Annotated in this window: 19 protein-coding genes; 12 read left to right on the forward strand and 7 right to left on the reverse strand. The window is 71.8% G+C overall.

Annotated elements, in window-relative coordinates; all coding sequences use genetic code 11:
• Positions 1-462: 462 nt before the first annotated feature.
• Positions 463-1,791 carry an MATE family efflux transporter gene (locus ACZ34W_RS03835; protein WP_465601481.1) on the forward strand — a complete coding sequence of 443 codons (1,329 nt, stop codon included), beginning with the start codon at positions 463-465 and terminating at the stop codon, positions 1,789-1,791.
• A 96-nt stretch (positions 1,792-1,887) separates the two neighbouring features.
• Here the strand turns inward: ACZ34W_RS03835 and rplI are convergent, their stop codons facing one another.
• From rplI to rpsF, 4 genes are all read right to left on the reverse strand, one after another.
• Positions 1,888-2,334 carry a 50S ribosomal protein L9 gene (rplI, locus tag ACZ34W_RS03840; RefSeq protein WP_329488772.1) on the reverse strand — a complete coding sequence of 149 codons (447 nt, stop codon included), beginning with the start codon at positions 2,332-2,334 and terminating at the stop codon, positions 1,888-1,890.
• A 17-nt stretch (positions 2,335-2,351) separates the two neighbouring features.
• Positions 2,352-2,588 (reverse strand): 30S ribosomal protein S18, encoded by a 237-nt coding sequence (rpsR, locus tag ACZ34W_RS03845; RefSeq protein WP_030304537.1) that lies wholly within the window; start codon positions 2,586-2,588, stop codon positions 2,352-2,354.
• 78 nt (positions 2,589-2,666) lie between these two features.
• Positions 2,667-3,278: a single-stranded DNA-binding protein gene (locus tag ACZ34W_RS03850; RefSeq protein ID WP_465601485.1), complete on the reverse strand. Its 612-nt coding sequence runs from the start codon at positions 3,276-3,278 to the stop codon at positions 2,667-2,669.
• A gap of 96 nt (positions 3,279-3,374) precedes the next feature.
• The gene (gene rpsF, locus ACZ34W_RS03855; RefSeq protein ID WP_329488774.1) at positions 3,375-3,665 is read right to left on the reverse strand and encodes a 30S ribosomal protein S6; all 291 of its coding nucleotides are present in this window, start codon (positions 3,663-3,665) and stop codon (positions 3,375-3,377) included.
• A 302-nt stretch (positions 3,666-3,967) separates the two neighbouring features.
• Between rpsF and ACZ34W_RS03860 the strand changes: the two genes are divergently transcribed.
• The 3 genes from ACZ34W_RS03860 to ACZ34W_RS03870 all read left to right on the forward strand — a co-directional run bounded on the left by ACZ34W_RS03860 (position 3,968) and on the right by ACZ34W_RS03870 (position 6,683).
• Positions 3,968-4,267, forward strand: a complete 300-nt coding sequence (locus ACZ34W_RS03860; RefSeq protein ID WP_352288535.1) for a hypothetical protein — start codon at positions 3,968-3,970, stop codon at positions 4,265-4,267.
• Between the two features lie 219 nt (positions 4,268-4,486).
• Complete coding sequence (locus tag ACZ34W_RS03865) at positions 4,487-5,605, forward strand: lipid II:glycine glycyltransferase FemX (RefSeq protein ID WP_329488776.1); 1,119 nt, start codon at positions 4,487-4,489, stop codon at positions 5,603-5,605.
• A 43-nt stretch (positions 5,606-5,648) separates the two neighbouring features.
• A complete protein-coding gene (locus ACZ34W_RS03870) occupies positions 5,649-6,683 on the forward strand; it encodes an alanine racemase (protein ID WP_329488777.1) in 1,035 nt (344 codons plus the stop codon).
• A gap of 47 nt (positions 6,684-6,730) precedes the next feature.
• Here the strand turns inward: ACZ34W_RS03870 and ACZ34W_RS03875 are convergent, their stop codons facing one another.
• Together ACZ34W_RS03875 and ACZ34W_RS03880 are read right to left on the reverse strand one after the other, a co-directional pair.
• Positions 6,731-8,335 (reverse strand): glycosyltransferase family 87 protein, encoded by a 1,605-nt coding sequence (locus ACZ34W_RS03875; RefSeq protein WP_465601490.1) that lies wholly within the window; start codon positions 8,333-8,335, stop codon positions 6,731-6,733.
• Positions 8,336-8,573: 238 nt separating this feature from the next.
• Complete coding sequence (locus tag ACZ34W_RS03880; protein WP_465601493.1) at positions 8,574-11,087, reverse strand: transglycosylase domain-containing protein; 2,514 nt, start codon at positions 11,085-11,087, stop codon at positions 8,574-8,576.
• Between the two features lie 505 nt (positions 11,088-11,592).
• Between ACZ34W_RS03880 and ACZ34W_RS03885 the strand changes: the two genes are divergently transcribed.
• The 5 genes from ACZ34W_RS03885 to ACZ34W_RS03905 all read left to right on the forward strand — a co-directional run bounded on the left by ACZ34W_RS03885 (position 11,593) and on the right by ACZ34W_RS03905 (position 16,824).
• Positions 11,593-12,294: a PadR family transcriptional regulator gene (locus tag ACZ34W_RS03885; protein ID WP_329488780.1), complete on the forward strand. Its 702-nt coding sequence runs from the start codon at positions 11,593-11,595 to the stop codon at positions 12,292-12,294.
• A gap of 126 nt (positions 12,295-12,420) precedes the next feature.
• Positions 12,421-13,503 carry an inositol-3-phosphate synthase gene (locus ACZ34W_RS03890; RefSeq protein ID WP_329488781.1) on the forward strand — a complete coding sequence of 361 codons (1,083 nt, stop codon included), beginning with the start codon at positions 12,421-12,423 and terminating at the stop codon, positions 13,501-13,503.
• Positions 13,504-13,658: 155 nt separating this feature from the next.
• Entirely contained in the window at positions 13,659-14,996 is a 1,338-nt protein-coding gene (locus ACZ34W_RS03895) for an MFS transporter (RefSeq protein ID WP_380387595.1), read from the forward strand.
• Positions 14,997-15,091: 95 nt separating this feature from the next.
• Positions 15,092-15,736, forward strand: a complete 645-nt coding sequence (locus ACZ34W_RS03900; RefSeq protein ID WP_465601500.1) for an LppU/SCO3897 family protein — start codon at positions 15,092-15,094, stop codon at positions 15,734-15,736.
• A 59-nt stretch (positions 15,737-15,795) separates the two neighbouring features.
• The gene (locus ACZ34W_RS03905) at positions 15,796-16,824 is read left to right on the forward strand and encodes an LppU/SCO3897 family protein (protein WP_329488784.1); all 1,029 of its coding nucleotides are present in this window, start codon (positions 15,796-15,798) and stop codon (positions 16,822-16,824) included.
• Positions 16,825-16,898: 74 nt separating this feature from the next.
• On the opposite strand, the gene ACZ34W_RS03910 is transcribed toward ACZ34W_RS03905, so the two are convergent.
• Positions 16,899-18,347: a CCA tRNA nucleotidyltransferase gene (locus ACZ34W_RS03910; RefSeq protein ID WP_465601880.1), complete on the reverse strand. Its 1,449-nt coding sequence runs from the start codon at positions 18,345-18,347 to the stop codon at positions 16,899-16,901.
• A gap of 365 nt (positions 18,348-18,712) precedes the next feature.
• On the opposite strand from ACZ34W_RS03910, the gene ACZ34W_RS03915 reads away from it, so the two are divergent.
• From ACZ34W_RS03915 to ACZ34W_RS03925, 3 genes are all read left to right on the forward strand, one after another.
• Positions 18,713-21,259: a DUF6049 family protein gene (locus ACZ34W_RS03915; protein ID WP_465601503.1), complete on the forward strand. Its 2,547-nt coding sequence runs from the start codon at positions 18,713-18,715 to the stop codon at positions 21,257-21,259.
• Positions 21,260-21,320: 61 nt separating this feature from the next.
• Positions 21,321-23,846 carry a murein biosynthesis integral membrane protein MurJ gene (murJ, locus tag ACZ34W_RS03920; protein ID WP_465601506.1) on the forward strand — a complete coding sequence of 842 codons (2,526 nt, stop codon included), beginning with the start codon at positions 21,321-21,323 and terminating at the stop codon, positions 23,844-23,846.
• Between the two features lie 305 nt (positions 23,847-24,151).
• On the forward strand, positions 24,152-26,056 hold the full coding sequence (locus tag ACZ34W_RS03925) for a protein kinase family protein (RefSeq protein ID WP_465601509.1): 1,905 nt from the start codon (positions 24,152-24,154) through the stop codon (positions 26,054-26,056).
• Positions 26,057-26,062: the final 6 nt, after the last annotated feature.

Raw genomic sequence — 26,062 nt, forward strand, 5'->3', positions numbered from 1 at the left:
CGGTCACGCGTGTTCCCCGATCAGCGAGTGGTGCGAGTTGGAGCGGGCCTTGCCGGTGGCTGGGTGGAGCGGAGCCGCGCCCCTCTTTCTACCTCCACCGCATCGACAAATCGGACGCCGGGGCGGGTGGGAGTGTCGGGCGGAGAGCCCACGCTAAGGCGCCGGAAGCCCTTCAGCCAAGGCGGTTATCCACAGGGGGTGTGGACGAGCGGCCGGAGGCTGTGGAGAAGTACCGCAAACCTGTGGACGCCCCTGTGGAAAGCCCTGTGGATAACCGGACCATCGATTCACCGTCAACCCGATGACCTGGTATTACCTCGTTCGAGGGCTGTGCATGAGAAATTCTTCACACGCAGCCGAGTGGCCGTGGACACACCGCACCGCGGACTCGTCGCTCAGGATTTCGAGTAACACTCCAAACCGGCTGGCGGTCATTACCTGTGGATGAGTAGCCTTGACCCCATGACCGCCGCCACCACCGACCGCCGCCGGCACGACCGGGAGATCCTCGCCCTGGCCGTCCCGGCCTTCGGCGCCCTGGTCGCCGAGCCGCTGTTCCTGCTGGCCGACTCGGCCATCGTGGGCCACCTCGGCACCCCCCAGCTGGCCGGTGTGGGTGTCGCCTCGGCCGCGCTCACCACCGCCACCGGGGTCTTCGTCTTCCTCGCCTACGCCACCACCGCCGCGGTCGCCCGCCGGATCGGCGCCGGCGACCGCCGGGCCGCCATCCAGCAGGGCATCGACGGCATCTGGCTCGCCCTCGCGCTGTCGCTCGGCGTGGTGGCCCTGGCCCTGCTGCTCGCGCCCTGGGCGGCCGACCTGCTGGGCGCCTCGGCCACCGCCGCGCCCTACGCCGTGACGTATCTGCGGATCAGCGCGCTCGGCATCCCCGCGATGCTGATGGTGATGGCCGCCACGGGCGTGCTGCGCGGCCTCCAGGACACCCGCACCCCGCTGCTGGTGGCGGTCGCGGGCTTCGCCGCCAACATCGGCCTGAACGTCGGCCTGGTGTACGGCGCCGGGCTGGGGGTGGCCGGCTCCGCCTGGGGCACCGTGCTGGCCCAGACCGGGATGGCCGCCGCCTACCTGGTCGTGGTGGTCCGCGGGGCCCGCCGGGAGCGCGCCTCGCTGCGGCCGGACGCGGCGGGCATCCGGGCCTGCGCCCGGGCCGGCGGACCGCTGATGGTCCGCACGCTGAGCCTGCGCGCCATCCTGATGATCGCCACGGCGGTCGCCGCCGGGCTCGGCGACGACGCGATAGCCGCGCACCAGGTCGCCATGACGGTCTTCCTCTTCATCGCCTTCGCCCTGGACGCCATCGCCATCGCCGGGCAGGCGATCATCGGCCGCCACCTGGGCGCCGCGGACGTCGCCGGGGCGCGGGCGGCCACCCGGCGGATGATCGAGTGGGGCATCGGCTCCGGCCTGTTGCTCGGCCTGCTGGTGGTGGCGGCCCGGCCGCTGTACGTCCCGCTGTTCACGCCCGACCCGGCGGTGCGGGCCCAGCTGAACACCGTGCTGCTGCTGCTCGCCCTCTGCCAGCCGGTCTCCGGCCTGGTCTACGTCCTGGACGGGGTGCTGATGGGTGCCGGCGACGGCCCGTACCTGGCCTGGGCGATGCTGGCCACGCTGGCGGTCTTCGCCCCGGTGGCCCTCGCGGTGCCGGCCCTCGGCGCCGGACTGGCCGGGCTCTGGTGGGCGATGAACCTGTTCATGCTGGTCCGCGCGGCGTTCCTGGCCCGGCGCGCCCTGAGCGGCAAGTGGCTGGTCACCGGCGCGGTGCGGGCCTGAGCCAGGGCCCCGGTGCGGCGCCGGGCCCCCGGGAACGACCGAGGGCCGGCCACCCCCCGGAAGGGGTGACCGGCCCTCGGGCCACAGCTACGGAGCTCAGGCAGCGACGACGGCGACGTCGAGGTTGGCCTGGACGTCGGAGTGCAGCTTGACCGAGACCTTGTGGGTGCCCACGGTCTTGATCGGCGAGGCGATCGCGACGGCGCGCTTGTCCACGGCCGGGCCGCCGGCGGCCTTGATGGCCTCCACGACGTCGGCCTGGGTCACCGAACCGAACAGACGGCCGGCCTCGCCCGAGCGAACGGCCAGCTTGACCTGGACGCCTTCGAGCTTGCCCTTGACCTCGTTGGCGGCCTCAAGGGTCTGGATCTCGTGGATCTTGCGGGCGCGACGGATGGCGTCGACGTCCTTCTGGCCGCCCTTGGTCCAGCGGATGGCGAAGCCACGCGGGACCAGGTAGTTGCGGGCGTAGCCGTCCTTGACCTCGACGACCTCGCCGGCGGAGCCGAGACCCGGCACCTCGTGCGTGAGGATGATCTTCATTACTTGGTCACCCTCTCTTAGCGCGCGGTGCTGGTGTAGGGCAGCAGCGCCATCTCACGGCTGTTCTTCACGGCCGTGGCGACGTCACGCTGGTGCTGGGTGCAGTTGCCGGTGACCCGGCGGGCACGGATCTTGCCGCGGTCGGAGATGAACTTCCGCAGCAGGTTCGTGTCCTTGTAGTCAACGTAGTTGACCTTGTCCTTGCAGAAGACGCAAACCTTCTTCTTCGGCTTGCGAGCAGGCGGCTTCGCCATTGTGTGCTCCATTTGGGGTTCACGGCCCGGCAGGCGTCTCACGACGCCGGCGCCGGGCCGCACGAAATCTGTCAGCTCTTAGAACGGGGGCTCTTCCGAGAAGCCGCCACCGGACGGAGCGCCCCAGCTGCCGCCACTCTGGCTGCTGTTGCCACCAGAGGGAGCGCTGGACGCCCACGGGTCGTCGGACGGGCCGGACTGGCCACCGGAGTTTCCACCCCAGTTGCCGCCCTGCTGGCCGCCACCGCCGCCCCAGTTACCGCCGCCCTGGCCGCCGCCGCCCTGCTGGCCGCCGCCGAAGCCGCCGCCGCCGGGAGCGCCGGACCGGTTGGCCCGGGTGACCTTCGCGGTCGCCGAACGCAGGCTCGGGCCCACCTCGTCGACCTCGACCTCGAAGACCGTCCGCTTCTCGCCTTCCTTGGTCTCGTAAGACCGCTGGCGCAGTCGGCCCTGCACGATGACGCGCATGCCGCGCTGCAGCGACTCGGCGACGTTCTCCGCCGGCTGTCGCCAGACGTTGCACGTGAGGAAGAGGCTCTCGCCGTCCTTCCACTCGTTCGTCTGACGGTCGAAGGTGCGGGGAGTGGACGCGATGCGGAACTTCGCGACCGCCGCACCCGACGGGGTGAAGCGCAGCTCGGGGTCGTCGACGAGATTGCCGACGAGGGTGATGACGGTCTCGCCTGCCATGGTGGTGATGACCTCTCCGGAAGAGTTCCGTTCACCGCTGTTTCACGTGAAACAGCGGACGCGAGCTACCCGAGGCCCGAGGGCCTCAGAGGTGGCTCAGTGGGTGTCCGGGCGCAGGACCTTGGTCCGCAGAACCGACTCGCTCAGGCCAAGCTGGCGGTCGAGCTCCTTGACGACCTCAGGCGTGGCCTTGAGGTCGATGACCGAGTAGATGCCCTCGGACTGCTTGTTGATCTCGTAAGCCAGACGGCGACGACCCCAGGTGTCGACCTTCTCCACCTTGCCGCCGCCGTTGCGGACGACGGTGAGGAAGTTCTCGATCAGGGGGGAGACAGCGCGCTCCTCGACCGAGGGGTCGAGGATGACCATCAGCTCGTAGTGACGCATGTGTAACCCACCTCCTTTGGACTCAGCGGCCACGGTCTCTCCGTGGCAGGAGGGTTGTGCAGCGTCGGCACCGGAGTCAGTGACGACACCGGCCCACCGTAGTGGTCCGGTCCGACACTCGACCCCCGTCCACCCGGAAGAGGGCGCAAGGGGGCACAACTACACCAGTGCAGACGGCACAGCCTACCCGCACCCGGACGGCCGAACAAAATGCATAGGGGTTGTGATCCGCGCCCCAACCACCGCAATCTGGACGGAACGGGTTTCCTGCTCGTTCGTCTCTCCGCCAGGAGGTGGGACACATGGCCCAGACCTTCCACCGGTTCCCCGCCCTCACCCTGAACACCGACGGCAACCGGCACCCCCGCGAGAACACCCTGGTCGGCATCACCCTGCTGTTGGGCGTGCTGGCCTTCACGACGTCGTTCTTCCACAACCTCCATCTGCTGAGTTCGTGGACCGGACTCCTCGGCATCGTCACCGGCCTCTGGGGGCAGTTCGTCTCCGTCACCACGGCCGAGCGCTTCGTCCTGGTCATCAGCCTCACCGCCTCGGCCTTCGGCTTCTACCTGGGCGTGGCCCACGGCGGCCTCTGGGGCTAGCCCCCGCGAACGCCCCGCCCGTCCAGACCTGCCCCGACCACCCCGACCCCTCCGGCGCCGCCGGAACTCTCGGCGCCCCCGTCACGTACCTCATCAGTGAGACAGGTAGGTGACGGGGGCGCCGCCACGCCCGCAGCCGTGGGCGCCGGTGCCCCGGACGATAGGGTCAGCCCGAGAACCTGGGGCCGCCCGCAGCCCGACCGACGAGGAGCACCGAGCATGAGCCTGCGCCTGAGGACGATCACCCGCGAGGAGCACCTCGCCTTCATCAGGAGCCGCGCCTCTGCCAGCCACATGCAGGTGCCGTCCTGGGGCGACGTGAAGGCGGAGTGGCGTTCGGAGTCGATCGGCTGGATCGACGAGTCCAACCAGATCGTCGGCGCCGGGCTGGTGCTCTACCGCCAGCTGCCGAAGGTCAAGCGCTACCTGGCGTACCTGCCCGAGGGCCCGGTGATCGACTGGTTCGACCGCGACATCGAGCGCTGGCTCTCCCCGATGCTGGCGCACCTCAAGTCGCAGGGCGCCTTCTCGGTGAAGATGGGCCCGCCGGTGGTGATCCGCCGGTGGAACGCGCCGACCATCAAGGAGGCCATCGCCGCCAAGCAGGCCAAGCGCCTGCGCGACATCGAGGCCGACTGGTACGAGCCGCGCGCCTTCGAGGTGGCCGACCGGCTCCGCAAGGCCGGCTGGCTGCAGGGCGAGGACGGCGGCGCCGGCTTCGGCGACGTCCAGCCGCGCTACGTCTTCCAGGTGCCGCTGGCCAACCGCTCGCTGGACGACATCCAGAAGGGCTTCAACCAGCTCTGGCGCCGCAACATCAAGAAGGCCGAGAAGAGCGGCGTCGAGGTGGTCCAGGGCGGCTACGACGAGCTGCCGATCTTCCACCAGCTGTACCTGGTGACCGCCGAGCGCGACCGCTTCACCCCGCGCCCGCTGGCCTACTTCCAGCGCATGTGGAAGGCCCTCACCTCCGAGGACCCGAACCGCATGCGGCTCTACATCGCCTACCACGAGGGCGAGCCGCTGGCCGCGACCACGATGCTCGTGGTCGGCGAGCACGTCTGGTACTCCTACGGTGCCTCGGCCAACCACAAGCGCGAGGTCAAGCCGTCCAACGCGATCCAGTGGCGGATGATGCGCGACTCGTACGCGCTCGGCGGCGGGGTGTACGACCTGCGCGGCATCAGCGACACGCTGGACGAGAACGACCACCTGTTCGGCCTGATCCAGTTCAAGGTCGGCACCGGCGGCCAGGCCGCCGAGTACCTCGGCGAGTGGGACTTCCCGCTCAACAAGCTGCTGCACAAGGCGCTCGACCTCTACATGTCGCGCCGCTGAGCCGCTTGCCCGCCGTGCCCAACACCCCCTGGGAGATGACCCGATGACGCTGTCGCTCTACCTCGACACCGAACGCTGGCGCACCCACCAGCGCTCCGTCCTGGCCGAGTTCCCCGGCCTGGTGCCGGTGGCGAAGGGCAACGGCTACGGCCTGGGCAACCACCGGCTCGCCGAGGAGGCGACCCTGCTCGGCACCGGCGTGATGGCCGTCGGCACCGCCTACGAGGCGGCCGACGCGGCCGACTGGTACGGCGGCGAGCTGCTGGTGCTCACCCCGTACCGGGTCGGCGAGGAGGTGCTGCCGCTGCCGCACGCCCGGGTGATCCGGACGGTGGCGAGCCTGGACGGGCTGCGCGCGCTGCACGGCGCCCGGGTGGTGGTGGAGTGCATGACCACCATGCGCCGGCACGGGGTGAGCGCGGCCGACCTGCCGGCGGTCGCCGCCGAGCTGGACGGCGTCTCCTTCGAGGGCCTGGCGCTGCACCTGCCGATGGACCGGCCGGACGGCTCCGACCCGGTGGACGAGGTCGCGCACTGGGTGGACACCGCCCGGGCGGCCGGCATCCCCGTGCACACCGTGTTCGTCAGCCACCTCGGCGCGGCCGGCATGGAGAAGCTGGCCCAGCGCTACCCCGGCACCGTCTTCCGCGCCCGGATCGGCACCCGGCTCTGGCTCGGCGACCACGGCGCGCTGGAGGTCCGGGCCACGGTGCTGGACGTCACCCCGGTCGCGAAGGGCGACCGCTACGGCTACCGCCAGCACCCGGCGCCCACCGACGGCCACCTGCTGGTGGTCGCCGGCGGCACCGCGCACGGCATCGGCCTGGAGGCGCCCAAGTACGTCCAGGGCATGTCCTCGCGGGCCAAGGGCATCGCCCGGGCCGGTCTGGCGACGGTCAACAAGACCAAGTCGCCGTTCAACTGGGCCGGCAAGCAGCTCTGGTTCGCCGAGCCGCCGCACATGCAGGTCTCGCTGCTCCTGCTGGACAACGAGACCAAGCCGCCGGTGGTCGGCGACGAACTCGTCCTTCAGGTCCGGCACACCACCACGCACTTCGACCGCGTGGTGGACCGCTAGAGCACGCGGCCGGGAGCCCGTCCGGACGGACGGGCTCCCGGCCCGCCCTACGGCTTGGCGCTGCCGGCGGTCTCCGGCGCGTGCGGCTCGTCGTCGAGCCACAGCTCGGGGCCGGCCGGCGCGTAGCCGGCGTAGCTCGCCGCCTCCCGCAGCTGTCGGGCGGTACCGACCACGAAGACGTCCGGGGCGTGGTCGAGCACCCCGCCGGACGGGTCGTCGGTGCCGTCCCAGCGCACCGGGTCGCGGTCGGGCAGCAGGATGTCGCGGATGACCATGCCGCACAGGTACAGCGTGCCGAGCAGGTGCAGCACGATGGCGAAGTGGTACCAGGACTCGCCGATCCCGTGCTGCTTGGGCCCGGTGACGAAGCCCAGGTGGGACCAGATGCCCAGGGTGTAGAGCACCTCGCAGGCCTGCCAGATCAGGAAGTCCCGCCAGCGCGGCCGGGCCAGCACCGCCAGCGGCAGCAGCCAGAGCGCGTACTGCGGCGAGTAGACCTTGTTGACCAGGATGAACGCGGCCACCACCAGGAAGGCCAGCTGGGCGAAGCGCGGGCGGCGGGGCGCCGAGAGGGCCAGCCAGGCGGTCCCCAGGCAGGCGAGCACCATCAGGATGCCGATGAAGAGGTCGAGGTTGGCCAGGCCGACGCCGCGGCTCTGCATCAGGATCAGCCAGAACGAGCCGTAGTCCTCGGTGCGGTGCTCGCTGAAGACGTAGAAGGTCGACCAGCCCCGCCAGTTGGCGAGCATGATCGGCAGGTTGACCAGCAGCCAGGCACCGACCGCGCCGCCGAGCATCGCCCGGAACTCGCGCCAGCGCCCGGCCCGCCAGCAGAGCAGCAGCAGCGGACCGATCAGCAGCAGCGGGTAGAGCTTGGCGGCGGTGGCCAGGCCGATGAAGACGCCGGCCCAGACCGGCCGCGAACCGGACCACCAGGCCATCGCGACGGCGGCCAGCGCGACCGCCAGCAGGTCCCAGTTGACGGTGGCGTTCAGCAGCAGGCAGGGCGCCAGCGCGAACATCAGCGCGTCCCACGGGCGGCGCCGGTGGGTGCGGGAGAGCGCGACCACGGCGACCACCGCGCAGGCCATCAGCAGGCCCGCGTTGATCGCCCAGAACCACTGCTCCTGCTGCTGGCTCGAGCCGCCGCCGGGCGTGAGCCAGGCCGCGATCTGCATGAAGAACCCGGTCAGCACCGGGTACTCCAGGTACTGCAGATCGCCCGAGGTGCCAGGGATCCGGTCCACGTAGGGGTGCAGGCCGGCCGCGAAGCCGCGCCCGGAGAACAGGTGCGGGATGTCGCTGTAACAGGCGTGGATGTACTGCGGCGACCCCGGTTGGAACCAGGCGGCGTCGTAGCAGGGCAGCTTCTGCGCCATGCCCAGCACCGAGACCACGATCACCACCAGCGCCAGGAAGCGCGCCGGGATCCACCAGGAGACGCCCAGCAGCGCGCGGCGGCCGGGCGGGCCGCCGAACACCTCGCTGCCGGCCGCGGCCACCGGGTCCTCGTCCGCCGGGACGACCACGGTGTTGGCGGGCGGGGCGACCGTGGCGGGCGGCGCGACCTTCGCGGGCGCCGCCGGAGCCGGCCCGGAATCCTCGATGGGCCCGATGTGGCCGACGGGTTCGTCACGATCGCTCGACGTCATGCCGGACATCCTGCCGCACCTCTCCCGGCTGGACGAGGAGGCCCCCTGAGCGGCCCGGGGCCGATCCGGCGATTCATGGCCAAATGACGAGAATGCCGGTGCCGGCGGGACGGGGCAGCGCGGGGCAGGGCAGGGCAGCGCCGCGCGCCCCGGCCGGGAACGACGGAACGGCGGTGGCGGACCTCCGAGGAGGTCCGCCACCGCCGTTCGCACGTCTCGCGCCGCTCGGCGCCGGGCGTCAGGGCGCCGCCGCGCCCTGCTGGGCACCACCCGTCGGACTGGGCGACATGGTCGGCTTGGTCGGCTTGGTGCTGCTGGGCGCGGGCCCGGTCGACGCGGTCGACGACGTCGGCTGCGGGGTGGTGCAGAGCCCCGGGATGAGGCAGGTGGGCGAGGATCCGCCACCGCCGTTGCCGCCACCGCCGGTCGGCGGCTGGGTCTTGGTCGGCGCCTGGGTCGGCACCGTGCCCGGGCAGTCCACGCCGGGCACACAGGCCGGCTGGGTGTTGGTGGGCTGCGTCGGCTGCTGCGCGCCCGGGTCCGGCGCGGTGGGCGCCGTGGTCTCGGTCATCGTCGGCGAGGACGAGGGCGAGGCCGTGCTCGGGGCCCCGGAGGAGTCCACCTGGGTGCCGACCGGCTGCGGCGTCGGGAAGTCCATCTTCTTCTCGTTGGCCAGGGCGGCCTTCATGTACCGGGTGAAGATGTCGGTCGGGGTGTCACCACCGTGCACCGAGTCCTTGCCGCCGGTGCCGTTGAGCGACAGGCGCTCGTGCTTGGCCGGGTCCTCGCGCCACATCGCGACGCTGGTGGCCAGCTGCGGAGTGTAGCCGACCCACCAGGCCGACTTGTTCTCGTCGGTGGTACCGGTCTTGCCGGCCACCGGGCGGCCCAGCGCGTTGCTCTTGGAGCCGGTACCGTTCTTCGCCACGTTCACCAGCACGTCGGTGACGTTGTCCGCGACGGCCGGCTCCAGCGCCTGCTTGAGCTCGGGCTTGCTGAAGCCCGGCCGCGCCGTGCCCTTCACCTCGACCTTGGTCACCGAGTACGGGTCGGCCTGCTTGCCGCTGGCCGCCAGGGTCGCGTACGCGTCGGCCATCCGGATCGGGCTCACGGTGGAGGTGCCGAGCGCGAAGGTCGGGGTCTTGGGGTCGGCGAAGCTCTCCTTGCGCACGCCCATCGCCTCGGCGATGTTGGCCACGTTCTGGCCGCCGACGTCCTGGTTGAGCTGGACGAACGGGACGTTGAAGGAGTTCTGCATGGCCGCCCGCAGCGAGACGTAGCCGCGCTTGCCGGCGTCCTCGTTCTTCTGCCGGTACGGCTTGCCGTCGTCACCGATCACCAGCGAGCCGTCCGGCTTGCGGATCTCGGACAGGTCGTCCGAGAGGTAGCGGCTGTCGGCGTTGATCCGCTTCGGCTGGCCCTTGTCGTCCTTCGCGGTCTGCACCCCGACCTGCATCGCGGCGGCCAGCACGAAGGGCTTGAAGGTCGAGCCGACCTGGACGCCCTTGGCGTCCGCGTTGTTGTCGAAGTGCTGGTTCTCCACGCCGTCGCCGCCGTATATGGCGACGATCGCACCGTCGCCGGGGCGGACGCTGGCCGCGCCGAACTGGACGAAGTTGTCCTTCTCGGGCCGCTTCTGGACGTTGAGCGTCTCGCCCTTGACGTCGTCCACGGCCTTCTTGAGGGCGTCGACCTTGTCCTTCTCGAAGGTCGTGTAGATCTTGTAGCCGCCCTTGTCGATCGACTGCTGGGTGATCGTCGGGTCCTTGGACATCATGAACTTGTTCGCGGTGTCGACCAGGTAGCTGATCTCGCCGTTCATGTTGGTCGGCGGCTTGCGCGGGATCGGCTCGGGGAACGCGGTGCACTTGGCCCGCTCCTCCGCCGTGGCGTTCTTGGTGGTGACCATCCGGTTCAGGATCCAGGTCCAGCGCTCCACGGCGCGGTCCTTGTTCGCCGGAATGGTGGGGTCGTACAGTGCGGCGCCCTTGAGCAGACCGGCCAGCATGGCGCTCTGGCAGATGTCGAGGTCCTTGGCGTCGATGCCGTAGTACGCCTGGGAGGCCGCCTGGATCCCGGTGGCCCCGCGGCCGAACCAGCTGACGTTCAGGTAGTCCCGCAGGATGTCGTTCTTCTCGGTCTCCTGATTGACCTTCAGGGTGATGAAGAACTCGCGCACCTTGCGGCTGAGCGTCTGGTCCTGGCTCAGGTAGGCGTTCTTGACGTACTGCTGGGTGATCGTCGAGGCGCCCTGGGTCTCGCCGCCGGTCGCCATGTTGTACACGGCGCGCATCATGCCCACGGGGTCGATGCCGCTGTCGGTGCGGAAGGTGGCGTTCTCCGCGGCGATGACGGCGTTCTGCACGTTGGGGCTGATGTCGGCGAGTTCGACGATCTGCCGGTTGGTCTCGCCCTTGCGGGCCATCTCCGAGCCGTCGGCCCAGTAGTAGATGTTGTTCTGGTCGTTCACCAGGTCGTGGATCTGCGGGACGGTGGTGGACGCGTAGGCGTACCAGACCCCGCCCACGCAGGTCGCGAAGAAGACCAGGAAGCCGGTGAGCCACTGCTTCCACGACGGCAGCCAGCGACGGACGCCCTGCTTGCCGAAGCGCGGGTAGTCGATGAACCGCTTCTTGCCGGGCTTGCCGGGCTTGCCGGGCTTGCCACCGCGGTCATCCGCACCGGTCGCCGCCGCGCCGCCGCCGCGCTTGCCGCCCCTCTGGGCCGCCTTGCGCATCTCGGCCCGGGTCATCCGGGGCTGCTGCGCGGTCTCCCGGACATCCGCCGGACGCCGGCGGCCGGGACCGTCCGGGCCGGGCCCGTCCTGTCCCGCGCCGCCCGGGCGGCCGTTGTCACCCGGGGGCTGCCCGCCACCGTCGGCAGACCTCCGCCGTCGTTCGCTCATGTTCCAGCTACTCCTCGCCAGGCGGTCGAGCCTGAAGGCAGGGTTCACGTCCGATGCCCGCAACCGCCCTAACCCCGGAGGTGGTCCTCGTGCACACGCGACAGCGTACGCAGCCGAGAACCGCACCTAATCGGGCATCAGGTATCAATGCCCGCAAAACGACGGCAGATCATTACATGCCCGTTGCCAAGCACACCTGCGCGTCGCCTTGTGATCACATTCACGCGTGCCCCCCTTGCTCGACCGGGGACCCAGGTTTACTGTTCTCGATATATCGAGCCGATACATCGGCACGGCATACCGCCGGAGACGGCGGGCCAGGATCCGGCCTGGAGGAAGGAGGACGACGGCATTGGGCAGGCGCTCAGGAGTGCTGGAGTTCGCCGTTCTCGGCCTGCTCCACGACGCCCCGATGCACGGGTACGAGCTGCGCAAGCGGCTCAACGTCCTGCTCGGAACGTTGCGCGCGTTCTCCTACGGAACGCTCTATCCGTGTCTGAAGAGCCTGGTGGCCCAAGGCTTCCTCGTCGAGGACAACCCGGACGACGAGTACGTCCCGGCCACCGCGCTCAACGGCAAGCGGTCCAAGATCGTCTACCGGCTCTCCCCCGAGGGCAAGGAGCGCTTCGAGGAGCTGCTGGCCGACTCCGGCCCCGACGCGTGGGAGGACGAGCACTTCGGTGTCCACTTCGCGTTCTTCGGCCAGACCGACCGGGCCGTGCGGATGCGCGTCCTGGAGGGTCGCCGCAGCCGGCTGGAGGAGCGCCTCGAACGGATGCGCAACTCGCTCGCCCGGGCCCGCGAGCGGTTCGACGACTACACCGTCGAGCTGCAGCGGCACGGCCTGGAGTCGGTGGAGCGCGAGGTCCGGTGGCTCAACGAGCTGATCGAGACCGAGCGGGCCAACCGCAGTGGCCGGACCGGACCGCTCACCGGCGGGCCGAGTACCGCAGGATCCGACAAGACTTCGGACGGCCGTGGCCAGGAGGCCGGATCCCCGGATCCGCCCGGGCCACCGTACGACCGCCCGGGGCGCTCCGACCAGGAGCGCTGACACCGCGTCCGCCCTGTGCCGCGCGGTAGGAGTGGGCGCCTCGCGCCCGTCAGGCATTCATCGAAAACGCAGGACGAGCGCCGCCGAGCACCGGCGGCCCTCATGAGATCACAGGGAGCAACCGGAATGGGTTCGGTTCGCGTAGCCATCGTGGGCGTGGGCAACTGCGCCGCGTCGCTGGTGCAGGGTGTCGAGTACTACAAGGACGCCGACCCGGCCGGCAAGGTCCCCGGCCTGATGCACGTCCAGTTCGGTGAGTACCACGTCCGTGACGTGGAGTTCGTCGCCGCCTTCGACGTCGACGCCAAGAAGGTCGGCTTCGACCTGGCCGACGCCATCGGCAGCAGCGAGAACAACACCATCAAGATCTGCGACGTGCCGCCGACCGGTGTCACCGTCCAGCGCGGCCACACCCTCGACGGCCTCGGTAAGTACTACCGGGAGACCATCGAGGAGTCCGACGAGGCCCCGGTCGACGTCGTCCAGGTCCTCAAGGACCAGCAGGTCGACGTTCTCGTCTGCTACCTGCCCGTCGGTTCGGAGCACGCGGCGAAGTTCTACGCCCAGTGCGCCATCGACGCCAAGGTCGCCTTCGTGAACGCCCTCCCGGTGTTCATCGCGGGCACCAAGGAGTGGGCGGACAAGTTCACCGAGGCCGGCGTGCCGATCGTCGGTGACGACATCAAGTCCCAGGTCGGCGCCACCATCACGCACCGCGTGATGGCCAAGCTGTTCGAGGACCGCGGTGTCGTGCTCGAGCGCACCATGCAGCTGAACGTCGGCGGCAACATGGACTTCAAGAACATGCTCGAGCGTGAGCGCCTGGAGTCCAAGAAGATCTCGAAGACGCAGGCCGTCACCTCGCAGATCCGGGACCGCGAGCTGGGCGCCAACAACGTCCACATCGGCCCGTCCGACTACGTGGCGTGGCTCGACGACCGCAAGTGGGCCTACGTCCGCCTTGAGGGTCGCGCGTTCGGCGACGTCCCGCTGAACCTCGAGTACAAGCTGGAGGTCTGGGACTCCCCGAACTCCGCCGGTGTCATCATCGACGCCGTGCGCGCCGCGAAGATCGCCAAGGACCGCGGCATCGGCGGCCCGATCCTCTCCGCGTCCTCGTACTTCATGAAGTCCCCGCCGGTCCAGTACTTCGACGACGAGGCCCGCGAGAACGTCGAGAAGTTCATCAAGGGCGAGGTCGAGCGCTGAGCTCGATGACGATCCCGATCGTCGGGCGCCCGGGTTCCGGGCGCTGAGCACAGGACACGCGCTGAACGGGTCCACGGTCCGCCGTGGGCCCGTTCACCGTTTTCCGGCGAATGTTTCACGTGAAACACGGACCGGTTCCATGGCAGTCTGGGCGGGTGGCGATCACGGACAACGGCAGCACCGACCAGACCGCGCACCGCGCCACGCTCCTCGGCCTGCTCCGCGGGCGAGATTTCCGCCGACTGCTGACCGCCCGGGTGCTCTCCCAGCTCTCCGACGGCGTCTTCCAGGTCTCGCTCGCCGCCTACGTGGTGTTCTCCCCGGAGAAGCAGTCCTCCCCCGCCGACATCGCCTCGGTGCTGGCCGTGATGCTGCTGCCGTTCTCCGTGATCGGCCCGTTCGCCGGCGTGCTGCTGGACCGCTGGCGCCGCCGTCAGGTGCTGTTCTACGGCAACCTGGCCCGGTTCGGGCTCGGCCTGGTCACCGGCGGCCTGCTCCTGGCCGAGGCCCCGACCGCGCTGTTCTTCGCCTCCGCGCTGCTGGTCACCGCGCTCAACCGGTTCATCCTGGCGGGCCTGTCCGCGGCGCTGCCCCGGGTCGTCCCGCAGGACCAGCTGGTGACCGCCAACGCGCTCTCCCCCACCCTGGGCACGGTCGCCGCGGCCTCCGGCGGAGGCCTGGGCTTCCTGCTGCACCAGGTGCTGACCCCCGGTCCGAGGGCCGACGCGGCGCTGGTCACCGTCGCCGCGCTGCTCTACCTGTCGGCCGCGCTGGCGGCCCGCCGGATGGACCGGGACCTGCTGGGGCCCGAGCACCGCACCGACCGACCGCCGCTGGGCCGGGCGCTGGTGCTGGCCGCCCGCGACCTGGGCGCGGCCGTCACCCATCTGGTCCGGGACTGCCGGCCCGCGGTGCACGCCCTCGCGGCCGTCACCGCGGCCCGGTTCTGCTACGGCGTGCTGATCGTCGTCCTGGTGATGCTCGCGCGCTACACCTTCAACGACCCGAGTGACAGCGCCGCCGGGCTGGTCACCCTGGGCCAGGCGGTCGGCCTCTCCGCCGCCGGCTTCTTCCTCGCCGCGGTGATCAGCCCGTGGTGCACCCGCCGGCTCGGGCTGGGCGGCTGGATGACGCTCTGCCTGGCGGCTCCGGTGGTCTTCGTGCCCGCGCTCGGCCTGGGCTTCTCCCTGGTGCCGTGCCTGATCGCGGCGCTGCTGCTCGGCGTGGTCACCCAGGGCACCAAGATCTGCGCCGACACCGTCGTCCAGGAGTCGGTCGAGGACGACTACCGCGGCCGCGTCTTCGCCATCTACGACGTGCTGTTCAACGTCGCCTTCGTGGCCGCCGCCGCGGTGACCGCGCTGGTGCTGCCGCTCTCCGGCCGCTCGGTCGGGGTGGTCGTGGGAGTCTCCCTGGTCTACGCGCTCGCCGCCGTGTTCTATCTGCGGGCGGCCCGGCGGACCGGACCGCTCCCCGGCGACCGGGTGTCCTGAGACCGCGCACCCTCGGAACCTGCCCCGTCCGGGTGAGTCGCTAAGGTACGTCAGATCTGTCGGAGCGACAGCACTCTGTCTCGGGGGAGAACCTGATGAGCACACCGCCCGGTCCGTACGGACCGCCGCCCCAGTACGGCTATCCGCAGCCCCCCGGGCCGGGCGTTCCACCCCAGGGCGGACCGCCGTACGGTGCTCCGCCTCCGCAGTACGGCCCGCCCCAGCCGGCGCCCGCCGGCTACGGACAGCCGCCGGCCTACGGCTACCCGGCCGCGCCGCCGGCCGCCACGGCCGCCCCCGGGTACGGGCAACCCCCGTACGGTCCGCCGCCCGGCGGCCAGGCCCCGTACGGCCAGCAGCCGCCGTACGGGCAACCGCCCGCCGAGCCGGCGCGCAAGACCGGGACCAAGGCCAAGCTGAAGGCCGGCGTCGCCGTGGTCGGTGGCGCCGCGCTGGTCGTCGGCTACTTCGTCAGCGGCCCGAGCGTCAGCAGCGCCAAGGCCGGCGACTGCGTCAAGGCCAGCGGCTCGCGCAGCGTCGACATCGTCAAGTGCACCGACAGCAAGGCCAATTACAAGGTGCTGGCCACGTTCGACAGCACCGACACCAGCCGCTGCAGGCAGACCGTCGGAACGACCAGCACCGTCTCGGGCAAGAGCGGGCGGCGCTGGAACAAGAAGCGCTACGTGCTCTGCCTCGGTCCGCTCACCACCGGTGTGCCGTCGGTCAAGAAGTCCTGACCCCTTCTCCTCACTGCTCACCTTCCACGGGGGACCCTTTGTCCGTTCCACCTCCCCAGATGCCGTACGGCGCCCCGCCGCCGGCCGACGCCAACCCCTACGCGGCCGGCAATCCGTACGGCGCCCAGCCGCCGCCCGCGGCCCCGCCCGGCTACGGCTACCCCGCCGCGCCGCCGCCGGCCGCACCCGGGTACGGAGTGCCCGCACAGCCCGCACCGCCCGGTTACGGCTACCCGCAGCAGCAGGCCGGGTACGCGCAGCAGGCGCCCCAGGGCGGACCGGTCTGCCGGTTCTGCGGCGGCTTCCCCGCCGTGGAGACCACCGTCCGCGGGCACCAGGGCATCATCATCGTCATGCGGTTCCTGAAGCAGCCGGGGCCGTTCTGCCGCACCTGCGGCACCGCGGTGGTCCGCGACATGTCCGCCCGCACCCTGGTCCAGGGCTGGTGGGGCTACCTGTCCTCGATCATCACGCCGATCACCCTGCTGCGGAACCTGGCCGCGCACAACAAGATCAAGGACCTGCCGCCGCCCGCCCCCGGCACCCACGGCCCGCAGCTCGACCCGGGCGTCCCGCTGACCAAGCGGCCGCACATGCTGATGCTGCTGCTGCCGATCCTCTCGATCACGTCGTTCGTCATCCTGATCACCACCGGCGCGCTGCTCGGCGCGAACCACCGCAGCGCCACGCCGTACCACCCGATCGTGCTGCCGCCGCCGGCCACGGTGTCCATGCCCCCGATGCCGTCCTTCTCGCTGCCGCCGATCCCGGAGATCACCACGCCGGGTGCGGCGAAGCCGTCCTCCCCGGCCGGGGCCTCCTCGGTGCCCAGCGACATCGACCGGGCCAAGGCCGGCGACTGCCTGCGCAACGAGAACGGGACGGGCGCCACCCACGACCCCAACCCGCGGATCACGATGCTCGCCTGCTCCGACTCGCGGGCCCAGTACAAGGTGCTGCGCAAGATCCTCGCCTCCAGCGACGACAAGGCGTGCGACAACGTGCCGAACTCGGACAGCAGCTACACCCGCGAGGCGTCCACCGCGGCGCTGAGCTACGTCCTCTGCCTCCAGGGGATCAACGGCTGACGGCCCACCGCAACGACGCGGGAGGGGTGGTCCGGGGAGTCCCCGGGCCACCCCTCCGGCGTGCCGCGCCCTGCTCAGCCCTGCTGGGCCGCCCACCAGGCACGGAGGGCGGCGACCGCCTCCTCGTGCTCCAGCGGGCCGTGCTCCAGACGCAGTTCGAGCATGTGCTTGTACGCCTTGCCGACCTGCGGACCCGGCTTGAGGTCGAGCAGCTCCATGATCTGGTTGCCGTCCAGCGCGGGGCGGACGGCGTCCAGCTCCTCCTGGGCCTTCAGCTCGGTGATCCGCTCCTCCAGCCCGTCGTAGGTCCGGGAGAGCGCCGCCGCCTTCTTCCGGTTGCGGGTGGTGCAGTCGGAGCGGGTCAGCTTGTGCAGGCGCTCCAGCAGCGGCCCGGCGTCGGTGACGTAGCGGCGCACCGCCGAGTCGGTCCACTCGCCGCCGCCGTAGCCGTGGAAGCGCAGGTGCAGCTCGACCAGGCGCGAGACGTCCTCGGTGAGCTCCTTGGAGTACTTGAGCTCACGCATCCGCTTGCGGGTCATCTTGGCGCCGACCACCTCGTGGTGGTGGAAGGAGACCCGACCGTCGGACTCGAAGCGCCGGGTCCGCGGCTTGCCGATGTCGTGCAGCAGCGCGGCGAGGCGCAGCGTGAGGTCGGGGCCGTCCTGCTCCAGGTCGATGGCCTGCTCCAGGACGGTCAGCGAGTGCTCGTAGACGTCCTTGTGCCGGTGGTGCTCGTCCCGCTCCAGCTTCAGCGCCGGCAGCTCGGGCAGCACGTGGTCGGCCAGACCGGTGTCGACGAGCAGCCGCAGGCCCTTCACCGGGTGGGCGGCGACCAGCAGCTTGTTGAGCTCGGCCTGGACCCGCTCGGCGGAGACGATGGTGATCCGCTCGGCCATCGCGGTCATCGCGGCGACCACCTCGGGGGCCGGCTCGAAGTCCAGCTGGGCGGCGAAGCGGGCGGCCCGCATCATCCGCAGCGGGTCGTCGGAGAAGGACTCCTCCGGGGTGGCGGGGGTGCGCAGCACCCGGGTCTCCAGGTCGTCCAGACCGCGGTGCGGGTCGACGAAGCCGCGGTCGGGCAGGTCGACGGCCATCGCGTTGACGGTGAAGTCACGGCGGACGAGGTCCTGCTCGATGGTGTCGCCGTAGGTGACCTCGGGCTTGCGCGAGGTGCGGTCGTACGCCTCGGAGCGGTACGTGGTGATCTCGATCAGGAAGGAGCCCTGCGGGGTGTCCTTGCGGGCGCCGACGGTGCCGAAGGCGATGCCGACGTCCCAGACGGCGTCCGCCCAGCCCTTCACCAGCTTCAGGACCTCGTGCGGACGGGCGTCGGTGGTGAAGTCCAGGTCGTTGCCGAGGCGGCCGAGCAGCGCGTCCCGGACCGAGCCGCCGACCAGCGCGAGCCGGTGCCCGGCGGCCTGGAAGCGGCGGGCGATCTCGTCGGCGACCGGGGACACCCGGAGCAGTTCCTGCAGCCCCCTGGTCTGCGCCTCGCTCAGCCCTGGGACGGCCTGGGTGGCGATGCTGGAATGATGGGCGCCGGACTCGTGGGCGGTGGGCTCATTGGCAGTGGACACGGCTCACAAGGGTACGTGGCCCGGCGGCCCCGCTGCCCGCGCGTTTTCCGGTGCTCACCCCAAGGCCCGCAACACTGCACCACCCGCTGCATCGTTACCATGCCGGGTGGAGCGAGTCTCGGGCACCGGCGAGGAGCCGCGGTGCCGCGCGCCGGCACGGCCGACCGGACCGTCGGGCGGACGCGTTCCTCACCACCGATCCACCGATCAACCGATCCACCGATCCACGGCCGGTCCTCTCCGGCCGGCGGGACATCCGCAGCAGTACAGCATCAAGCAGCGAGCAATCGAGAACGGCGAGGGCGAAGCGCGTGGGCGAGCCGGCACGGCACTCGGGCCTGGAGGCGGACGGACACCCTGGGCGGGCCTGCGAACGCACCGGAGGCGGCGCCGACGGGCGGGGCCCGGGGCGCCGCCCGGCGCGTGCCGTCCGGCGGCTGGCGGCCGTCCTCGGCGCCGCGCTGGCGCTGCTCCCGGCCGTGCCGGCCGGGGCGACCGGGGCGTCGCCTGCGGGGGGCGTCCGTCCGGCGGCCGGGACGGCGGTCTCCGCCGAGTACCCGGTGGTGATGACCATCGACGGCGTGAACAAGCCGGTGGCCGTCCAGAACGGCACCGTGACGATCACCGGGCAGGTCACCAACGCCGGTCAGTCGGTACTGAAGTCGGCCCACGCCGCGGTGCGCAAGCCCTGGCAGGGCCGGCCGCTGACCACCCGCAGCGATCTGACCGTGACCGCCGGGCGGACCAACCCGGTCGGCGCGGACGGCGTCGACCTGGACAGCCCCCAGTACGCGCTGAACGAGCTGGGCCCGGGCCAGAGCCAGCCGTTCACGCTGAGCGTCGCGGTGGCCGACCTCCAGCTGTCCGGCGGTGAGGGCGTCTACGAGCTCGCCGTGGACGTCTGGGGCTCGACCGGTGACAACCAGCACGACCGCCCGCTGGGCATCGCCCGCACCTTCCTGCCCTACACCCCGTCCACGGCCGAGGCGCAGCCCTCCAAGCTCACCACCGTCTGGCCGCTGGTCCACGCCCCGGTGCTGGCCGCGCAGACGATGTCCGACAACGACCAGAGCATCCCGGTGCTGCGCGACGACAGCCTGGCGGCGGAGTTCGCGCCGGGCGGCCGGCTCTACGAGCTGGTGGAGACCGGTGCCACGCTGCCGAACCTGACCTGGGTGGTCGACCCGGACCTGCTGGACACCGCGTTCGCGATGACCAAGCAGTACCGGGTGCAGAAGCCCGGCACGGAGAAGAAGGCGGCGAAGGAGGACAACACCGTCGCGGGCAGCGGCTCGGCGGCCGCCACGGCCTGGTTGGAGAAGCTGCGGGCCGCCGTGGCGAAGGCGGGCAGCCAGGTGGTGTCGCTGCCGTACGCCGATCCGGACCTCGCCTCGATCGCGCACAACGCCGCCGAGCTCCCGGGGGTGGACGCCGCGCTCGGCAAGGCCGCCACGGCGGGCCGGCTGACCGTCGAGGGCCGGCTGGCGGTGGACACCCGCTCGGACGTGGCCTGGCCCTACCAGGGCTACCTGGACCAGCAGATCGCGGCGATGGCCCAGCGCACCGGCAGTTCCCTGGTGCTGGTGAACGGCGCGAGCCTGCCGGAGCCGGACGCGTTGAAGTACACCCCGACCGCCGTGCGCCCGATCGGCAGCGGACAGAACGCGGTGGTGGCCGACGAGACCGTCTCCGCGCTGTTCGACCGGGACCTGAACACGCCGCAGGAGCAGACCCTGGCGGTCCAGCGCTTCCTCGCCGAGACCTTCGTGATCTCCCGGCAGGAGCCGCAGAACCCGCGCGGTCTGCTGGTGATGCCGCCGCGCGACCTGACCGCAGGCACCGCCAAGGCGCTCGCCACCGCCGTGCTGGCGGCGCAGGCCGGCAGGTGGGTGGACCCGGTCAAGCTGGACACGCTCGCCCAGGCCGCGGCCGATCCGAAGGCCAACACCGCCGTCCCGGCGGCCACCGACTACCCGTCGCAGGCCCGGGCCTCGGAGCTGCCGTCCTCGGCGCTGACCGACACCATCAGGATCCAGAGCGATCTGGACACCCTGATGCGCGTGCTCACCCTGCCCCAGCGGGTGCGCGGCCCGTTCAGCGCCGCGATGGTCCGCTCGATGTCGACCGAGTGGCGGGCGCAGGCGCCGGAGGGCTCCGTCTACCGGGCCGGCGTGGCGGGCTACCTCAGCGAGCTGACCAGGGCGGTGTACGTCCCGAAGAAGAACGTCATCACCTTCGCCGGTGACACCGGGGTGCTCCAGGTGAGCGTGCGCAACGACCTCACCCAGCCGGTCACCAACCTCAAGCTGGTGCTGCTCCCGGGCCAGGCCAACCGGCTCAAGATCCGGCCCGCCGAGGAGCTGGTGCTGCCCGCTTCGCAGAGCGTCACCCTGCGGTTCCCGGCCGAGGCCCAGAACAACGGCCCGGTGTCCGTGACCGCCCAGCTCTGGACGACCGGGCCGAACCCGCAGAAGTACGGCGAGGCGCAGGTCTTCACCGTGGAGGTCACCTCGGTGACCAACGGGGTGCTGTACGTCTTCGGCGGCGGTCTGGTGCTGCTCCTGCTGGCGGCCCTGCGGTTCTTCCGCCAGCGCAAGCGCCGTGCGGAGGACGACGGCGACGAGCCGTACGGCGACGCGCCACTGGACGACCACCCGCTCGACGACGCCCCGGCGGCCGGCGACGGGGCAGCCGACCGGCCGGCCCGGCCCGAGGAGGCGGCGGACCGGGCGGAGCCCGCGGCGGCGGACGGGGACGGCCCGCAGGGGCCGGAGCGTGGAGGAGCCGCGCAGACACCGCGCGGCAGCACCGCAGATGGCCGGGATCGGACCACCAGTGATGAGAAGGTTGGTCCTTGACACCGCCGATACCCGCCCGTTTTCTCCGGGGCGGCCTCCCCCACGACATCGAAGAGGTGACATGACCGGGCGCAGCGAGGAGCGGCCGCCGGGCCGCGGTGAGGGCCGGCCGGGTGCCGAGTCGCCGTCCGGCGACTGGTACGTGGCCGACACCTACGCCCAGGACCCGTACGCGGCCGACGCGTACCAGGGTCCCCAGGACGGCCAGGACCCGTACGGTCTGCGGGCCGCCCGGCCGGCCGAGCCGCAGCCGCCGGTCGCCGCGTACGACGTGCCGCCGCAGCTGCCGCCGCAGAACGGCGGCTACCCGACGCCGGTCCCCCCGGCGACGTTCGCCCCGCCCGTCCCGCCGGTGCAGCCCGGTTGGGACACCCCCGTGCAGCAGGGCGCGGCCCATCAGGGCGCGGCCGAGCAGCCGGTGGCGGCCTGGCAGCAGAGCGCGCCCGACTGGGAGCAGCCGGCTCCGGTGGGCGGCCAGTGGGGCGGCCAGGAGCAGCGGCACCAGCAGCAGTGGCAGCCCGGCCCGGCGCACTCGGCCTGGGACTCCGAGAGCACCGAGTACGTGGGGGTGGACGGCCTGTTCGGCGGCCGGTCCGCCGAGGCCGCGGCCCGCCCGCCGGCCCAGCAGCCGCCGGCTCCGCAGCCGCCGGCTACCCCGATGACGGCCCAGCCGCCGGTCGGACCGGCGCCGTTCCCGTCCTCCGCGCCGTTCCCCCCGGCCGACGCGTACCACGGGAACCCGGGCCACCCCGGTCCGCAGGGCTACCGCAACGGTCCGGAGGGGCAGCGCCCGTTCGTGCCGCCGATCGAGTTCGACCCGCCGCTCTCCGAGGAGGAGGCCACCATGCAGGTGGCGGCGGTCCAGCTGCCGCCCGCGGTGGAGCCGCTGGAGGAGCTGGCCGCCGAGGCGCCCGCCGCACCGGCCCCCGCCACCGGCGGCGGCGGCAAGGTGTCGAGCCTGCTGAACTCCAGCGCCATCATGGCGGCCGGCACGCTCGTCTCCCGCGGCACCGGCTTCCTGCGCACCATGGTGATCGCCGCCGCGATCGGCCTGGGCGTGATGGGTGACTCCTACAACGCGGCGAACACCCTGCCCACCCTGCTCTACATCCTGATCGGCGGCGGCGCGCTGAACGCCGTCTTCGTGCCGCAGCTGGTCCGCAGCATGAAGAACGACGCGGACGGCGGCACGGCCTACGCGAACCGGCTGCTCACCCTGGTGATGGTGGGCCTGGCCGGGGTGACCTTCGTGGCCGTGCTGGGCGCTCCGCTGCTGGTGCAGCTGATCGCGCACCCCCTCATGGGCAACGCCGCGAGCGCCGACACCACGGTGGCCCTGGCCCGGTACTGCCTGCCGACCATCTTCTTCATGGGCGTCCACGTGGTGATGGGGCAGATCCTCAACGCCCGCGGCCGCTTCGGCGCGATGATGTGGACCCCGGTCCTGAACAACATCGTGGTGATCTTCACCTTCTCCGCCTACCTCTGGGTCTACGGCGGCGCCGGCACCACCCAGGTCAGCCCGGAGACGATCTCCCCCGAGGGCGTCCGGCTGCTCGGGATCGGCACCCTGGTCGGCCTCGCCGTCCAGGCGCTGTCGATGGTCCCGTACCTGCGGGCGGCCGGATTCCACTACCGGCCGCGCTTCGACTGGCGCGGCCACGGCCTGGGCAAGGCCGCCCGGCTCGCCAAGTGGACCTTCTTCTTCGTGCTGGCCAACCAGGCCGGCTACCTGGTCATCACCCAGCTCGCCACCTCGGCCGGGGACTCCGCCGCGAAGGGCGGCCACGGCGGTGTGGGTCTCGTCGCCTTCTCCAACGCCCTGCTGATCTGGCAGCTGCCGCAGGCCGTCATCGTCGTCTCGATCATGAGCGCGGTGCTCCCCCGGCTCTCCCGGGCCGCCGCCGACGAGGACGCCGGCGCGGTGCGCGACGACCTCTCGCACGGGCTGCGCAGCACCGCGGTGGCGGTCGTCCCGGCCGCGTTCCTGTTCCTCTCGCTCGGCCCGGCGATCGGCCGCGCGATCTACGCGGTGGGCGGCAACGACGTCGCCCTGGACAACGCCACCAACGTCGGTCTGATGCTCTCCGCCTTCGCCCTGGGCCTGATCCCGTACTCGGCGCAGTACGTGATGCTGCGCGGCTTCTACGCGTACGAGGACACCCGGACGCCGTTCTCCAACACCGTCTGGGTGGCGGCCTGCCAGGCCGTGTTCTCCCTGGTCTGCTGGATCGTCCTGCCGTCCGAGTGGGTCGTGACGGGCATGGCGTTCGGGTACGGTCTCGCGTACGCCGTCGGAGTGACGGTGGCGGTGCCCAAGCTGAAGAAGAAGATCGGCGGCCTGGACACCAAGCGGATCGGCAAGACCTACACCCGGCTGATCACCGCCTGTGTGCCGGCCACCCTGGTCGGGCTGGGCGTCAGCCTGGCGGTCCAGCAGGTCATCGACGGCTGGACCGGCAGTGTGCTGACCATCGTCCTGGCCGGCGGCGTCCAGCTGGCCGTCTTCGTGCTGATCGCGAAGAAGCTGCGGATCGAGGAGCTGAACGCCATGCTGGGCATGGTGCGCGGCCGACTGGGTCGCTGACCCTTCGTACCAACCGGTCCGTCCGGACGGCGCCCTGACCGGGCGTCAACCGGACGGACCGGACTCTCCGCCCCCACGGGCGGGTGCTGGGCCGCCGTCGGTGTCCGGGATCGCCCGGGACCGAGCCGGCGGCCCAGTGTCGGATCTGCACCACATCTCTCCACCGGCACGCAACCGCGGGTACCTTTCAGCGGTCGTACTCGGTGGAGAAGAGTGGGCACAATTGTCCTGGAGCACAGGGCCTCGGCCCGAGCGCTCCAGCGACTCTCTCAGGCCGGGGCGACACAAGGGGAGGCAGGACCACGGTGGCTGATGGCACCAAGGCGGTCGTCGACACGTCAGCAGCTGACGGGGCGGCGGACGAAGCCGCACTGGCCGCGGCGATCGACGAGCTCGCCGAGACGGCCCCGTCCACCACGTCCGGCGAGGACGCCGAGGGCGCCGACGAGGACCGGGCGAAGCCCGCGCGCCCCGCCGGCGAGGAGACCTCGGAGATCACCGCGCCGCTCTCCGCCGACGAGATCCGCGCCGAGCTCGCCGCCCGCGAGGCCGCGCCCAAGCCGGCCGCGGCGCCCGCCGGCCGGCCCTCCGGGCGCCCCCCGCAGGACCCGCAGCCGACCCACGACCCCCGTGACACCGCCACCCTCCCGCGGACCCTGCCCGCCCCGCTGCGGCACAGCGGCGACAAGGTCGGCCACCGGTACCGGCTGGAGGAGTGCATCTCCCACACCGAGACCTTCAGCAGCTGGCGGGCGGTCGACGAGAAGCTGCGCCGGGCCGTCGGCGTCCACCTGATGGCCTCCGGTCACCAGCGCGCCCGGGCGGTGCTGGCGGCCGCCAAGTCGGCCGCGCTGCTCGGCGACCCGCGCTTCGTCCAGGTCCTGGACGCCGTCCAGGAGGGCGAGCTGGTCTACGTCGTGCGGGAGTGGCTGCCGCACGCCTCCGACCTCGCCAAGCTGCTCGTCACCGGCCCGATGGAGCCGCACGAGGCCTACCAGATGGTCCGCCAGGTCACCGACGCGGTGGCCGCCGCCCACCGGCGCGGCCAGGCGCATCTGCGGCTCACCCCGCGCTGCGTGCTGCGCACCGACAGCGGCCAGTACCGGATCAACGGCATCGCCGTCGACGCCGCCCTGCGCGGTCTGCCCGCCGAGGGCGCCGACGAGGACGCCGAGCGCACCGACACCCGTGCCATCGGCGCCCTGCTGTTCGCCGCGCTCACCCACCGCTGGCCGTTCCCGGAGGACCGCTACGACCTCCAGGGCCTGCCGAAGGACCTCCGCGACGTCCCGCCGGACCAGGTCCGGGCAGGCGTCCACAAGGGCCTGTCCGAGCTGGCCGCGCGCGCCCTGTTCGACCAGCCGCCGCACCACGCGGAGCCGATCTCCACCCCGGAGGAGCTGGCCAGGGCGATCGCGCTGATGCCGCGGATCCGCCCGCCCGAGCCGGAGCTGCCCGCCTTCACCCCGCCGCCCCGGCACACCACCCACGCACTGCCCACCGCGCCCAACCCGACCCGGGTGGTGGCCGCCCCCGGCGCCGGACCGGCGCCCGCCCCGGCCCGTCCGGCCCCGGTCCGGCGCACCCGCCGCCGGCTGCGCCGGGCGCTCAAGGTGACGGCCTGGACGGTGGCCCTCGGCGCGATCGGCGTCGCCTCCTGGCAGCTGGTGGACCACCTGCGCAACCCCGGGACCTCCGTGGCCGCCGCCGACCCCTCGCCCTCCGGGACGTCGCCGACCGCGCACACCGCCCCACACCCGCCGGTGCCGATCCAGATCAAGGACGCCCAGGCGTTCAGCCCGTCGGGCGAGAACAAGTACTCCCCGGCCAAGGCCTTCGACGGCGACCCCGGCACGTCCTGGGTCAGCTCCTGGTACAACGACCAGCTGGGCCCCAAGCCCGCCCTCCGGGACGGCATCGGCCTGCTGCTCGACCTCGGTTCCCCGCAGGCCGTCAGCTCGGTCAGCGCGCAGTTCGTCGGCAGCACCACGGCGGAGTTGCGGATCCCCGGCCCGCAGGCGGCCGGCGACCCGGCCAGGGCACAGCCGGGCGACTTCACGGCGGTCGGCAAGCAGAGCGGCACCACGCTCGACTACGCCCTGGAGAAACCGGTCACCACCCGCTACCTCTTGCTCTGGATGACCAGCCTGCCGAAGGATACGGACGGCAAGTACAAGGCCTACGTCTCCGAGGTCAAGGTCTCCGGCTGACCGGAG

The sequence above is a fragment of the Kitasatospora sp. NPDC022856 genome, assembly GCF_055561235.1.

Coding starts and splice junctions, on each gene's coding strand:
- ACZ34W_RS03835 (WP_465601481.1), top strand. CDS start 463: ATGACCGCCGCCACCACCGACCGCCGCCGGCACGACCGGGAGATCCTC.
- rplI (WP_329488772.1), bottom strand. CDS start 2,334: ATGAAGATCATCCTCACGCACGAGGTGCCGGGTCTCGGCTCCGCCGGC.
- rpsR (WP_030304537.1), bottom strand. CDS start 2,588: ATGGCGAAGCCGCCTGCTCGCAAGCCGAAGAAGAAGGTTTGCGTCTTC.
- ACZ34W_RS03850 (WP_465601485.1), bottom strand. CDS start 3,278: ATGGCAGGCGAGACCGTCATCACCCTCGTCGGCAATCTCGTCGACGAC.
- rpsF (WP_329488774.1), bottom strand. CDS start 3,665: ATGCGTCACTACGAGCTGATGGTCATCCTCGACCCCTCGGTCGAGGAG.
- ACZ34W_RS03860 (WP_352288535.1), top strand. CDS start 3,968: ATGGCCCAGACCTTCCACCGGTTCCCCGCCCTCACCCTGAACACCGAC.
- ACZ34W_RS03865 (WP_329488776.1), top strand. CDS start 4,487: ATGAGCCTGCGCCTGAGGACGATCACCCGCGAGGAGCACCTCGCCTTC.
- ACZ34W_RS03870 (WP_329488777.1), top strand. CDS start 5,649: ATGACGCTGTCGCTCTACCTCGACACCGAACGCTGGCGCACCCACCAG.
- ACZ34W_RS03875 (WP_465601490.1), bottom strand. CDS start 8,335: ATGACGTCGAGCGATCGTGACGAACCCGTCGGCCACATCGGGCCCATC.
- ACZ34W_RS03880 (WP_465601493.1), bottom strand. CDS start 11,087: ATGACCCGGGCCGAGATGCGCAAGGCGGCCCAGAGGGGCGGCAAGCGC.
- ACZ34W_RS03890 (WP_329488781.1), top strand. CDS start 12,421: ATGGGTTCGGTTCGCGTAGCCATCGTGGGCGTGGGCAACTGCGCCGCG.
- ACZ34W_RS03900 (WP_465601500.1), top strand. CDS start 15,092: ATGAGCACACCGCCCGGTCCGTACGGACCGCCGCCCCAGTACGGCTAT.
- ACZ34W_RS03905 (WP_329488784.1), top strand. CDS start 15,796: ATGCCGTACGGCGCCCCGCCGCCGGCCGACGCCAACCCCTACGCGGCC.
- murJ (WP_465601506.1), top strand. CDS start 21,321: ATGACCGGGCGCAGCGAGGAGCGGCCGCCGGGCCGCGGTGAGGGCCGG.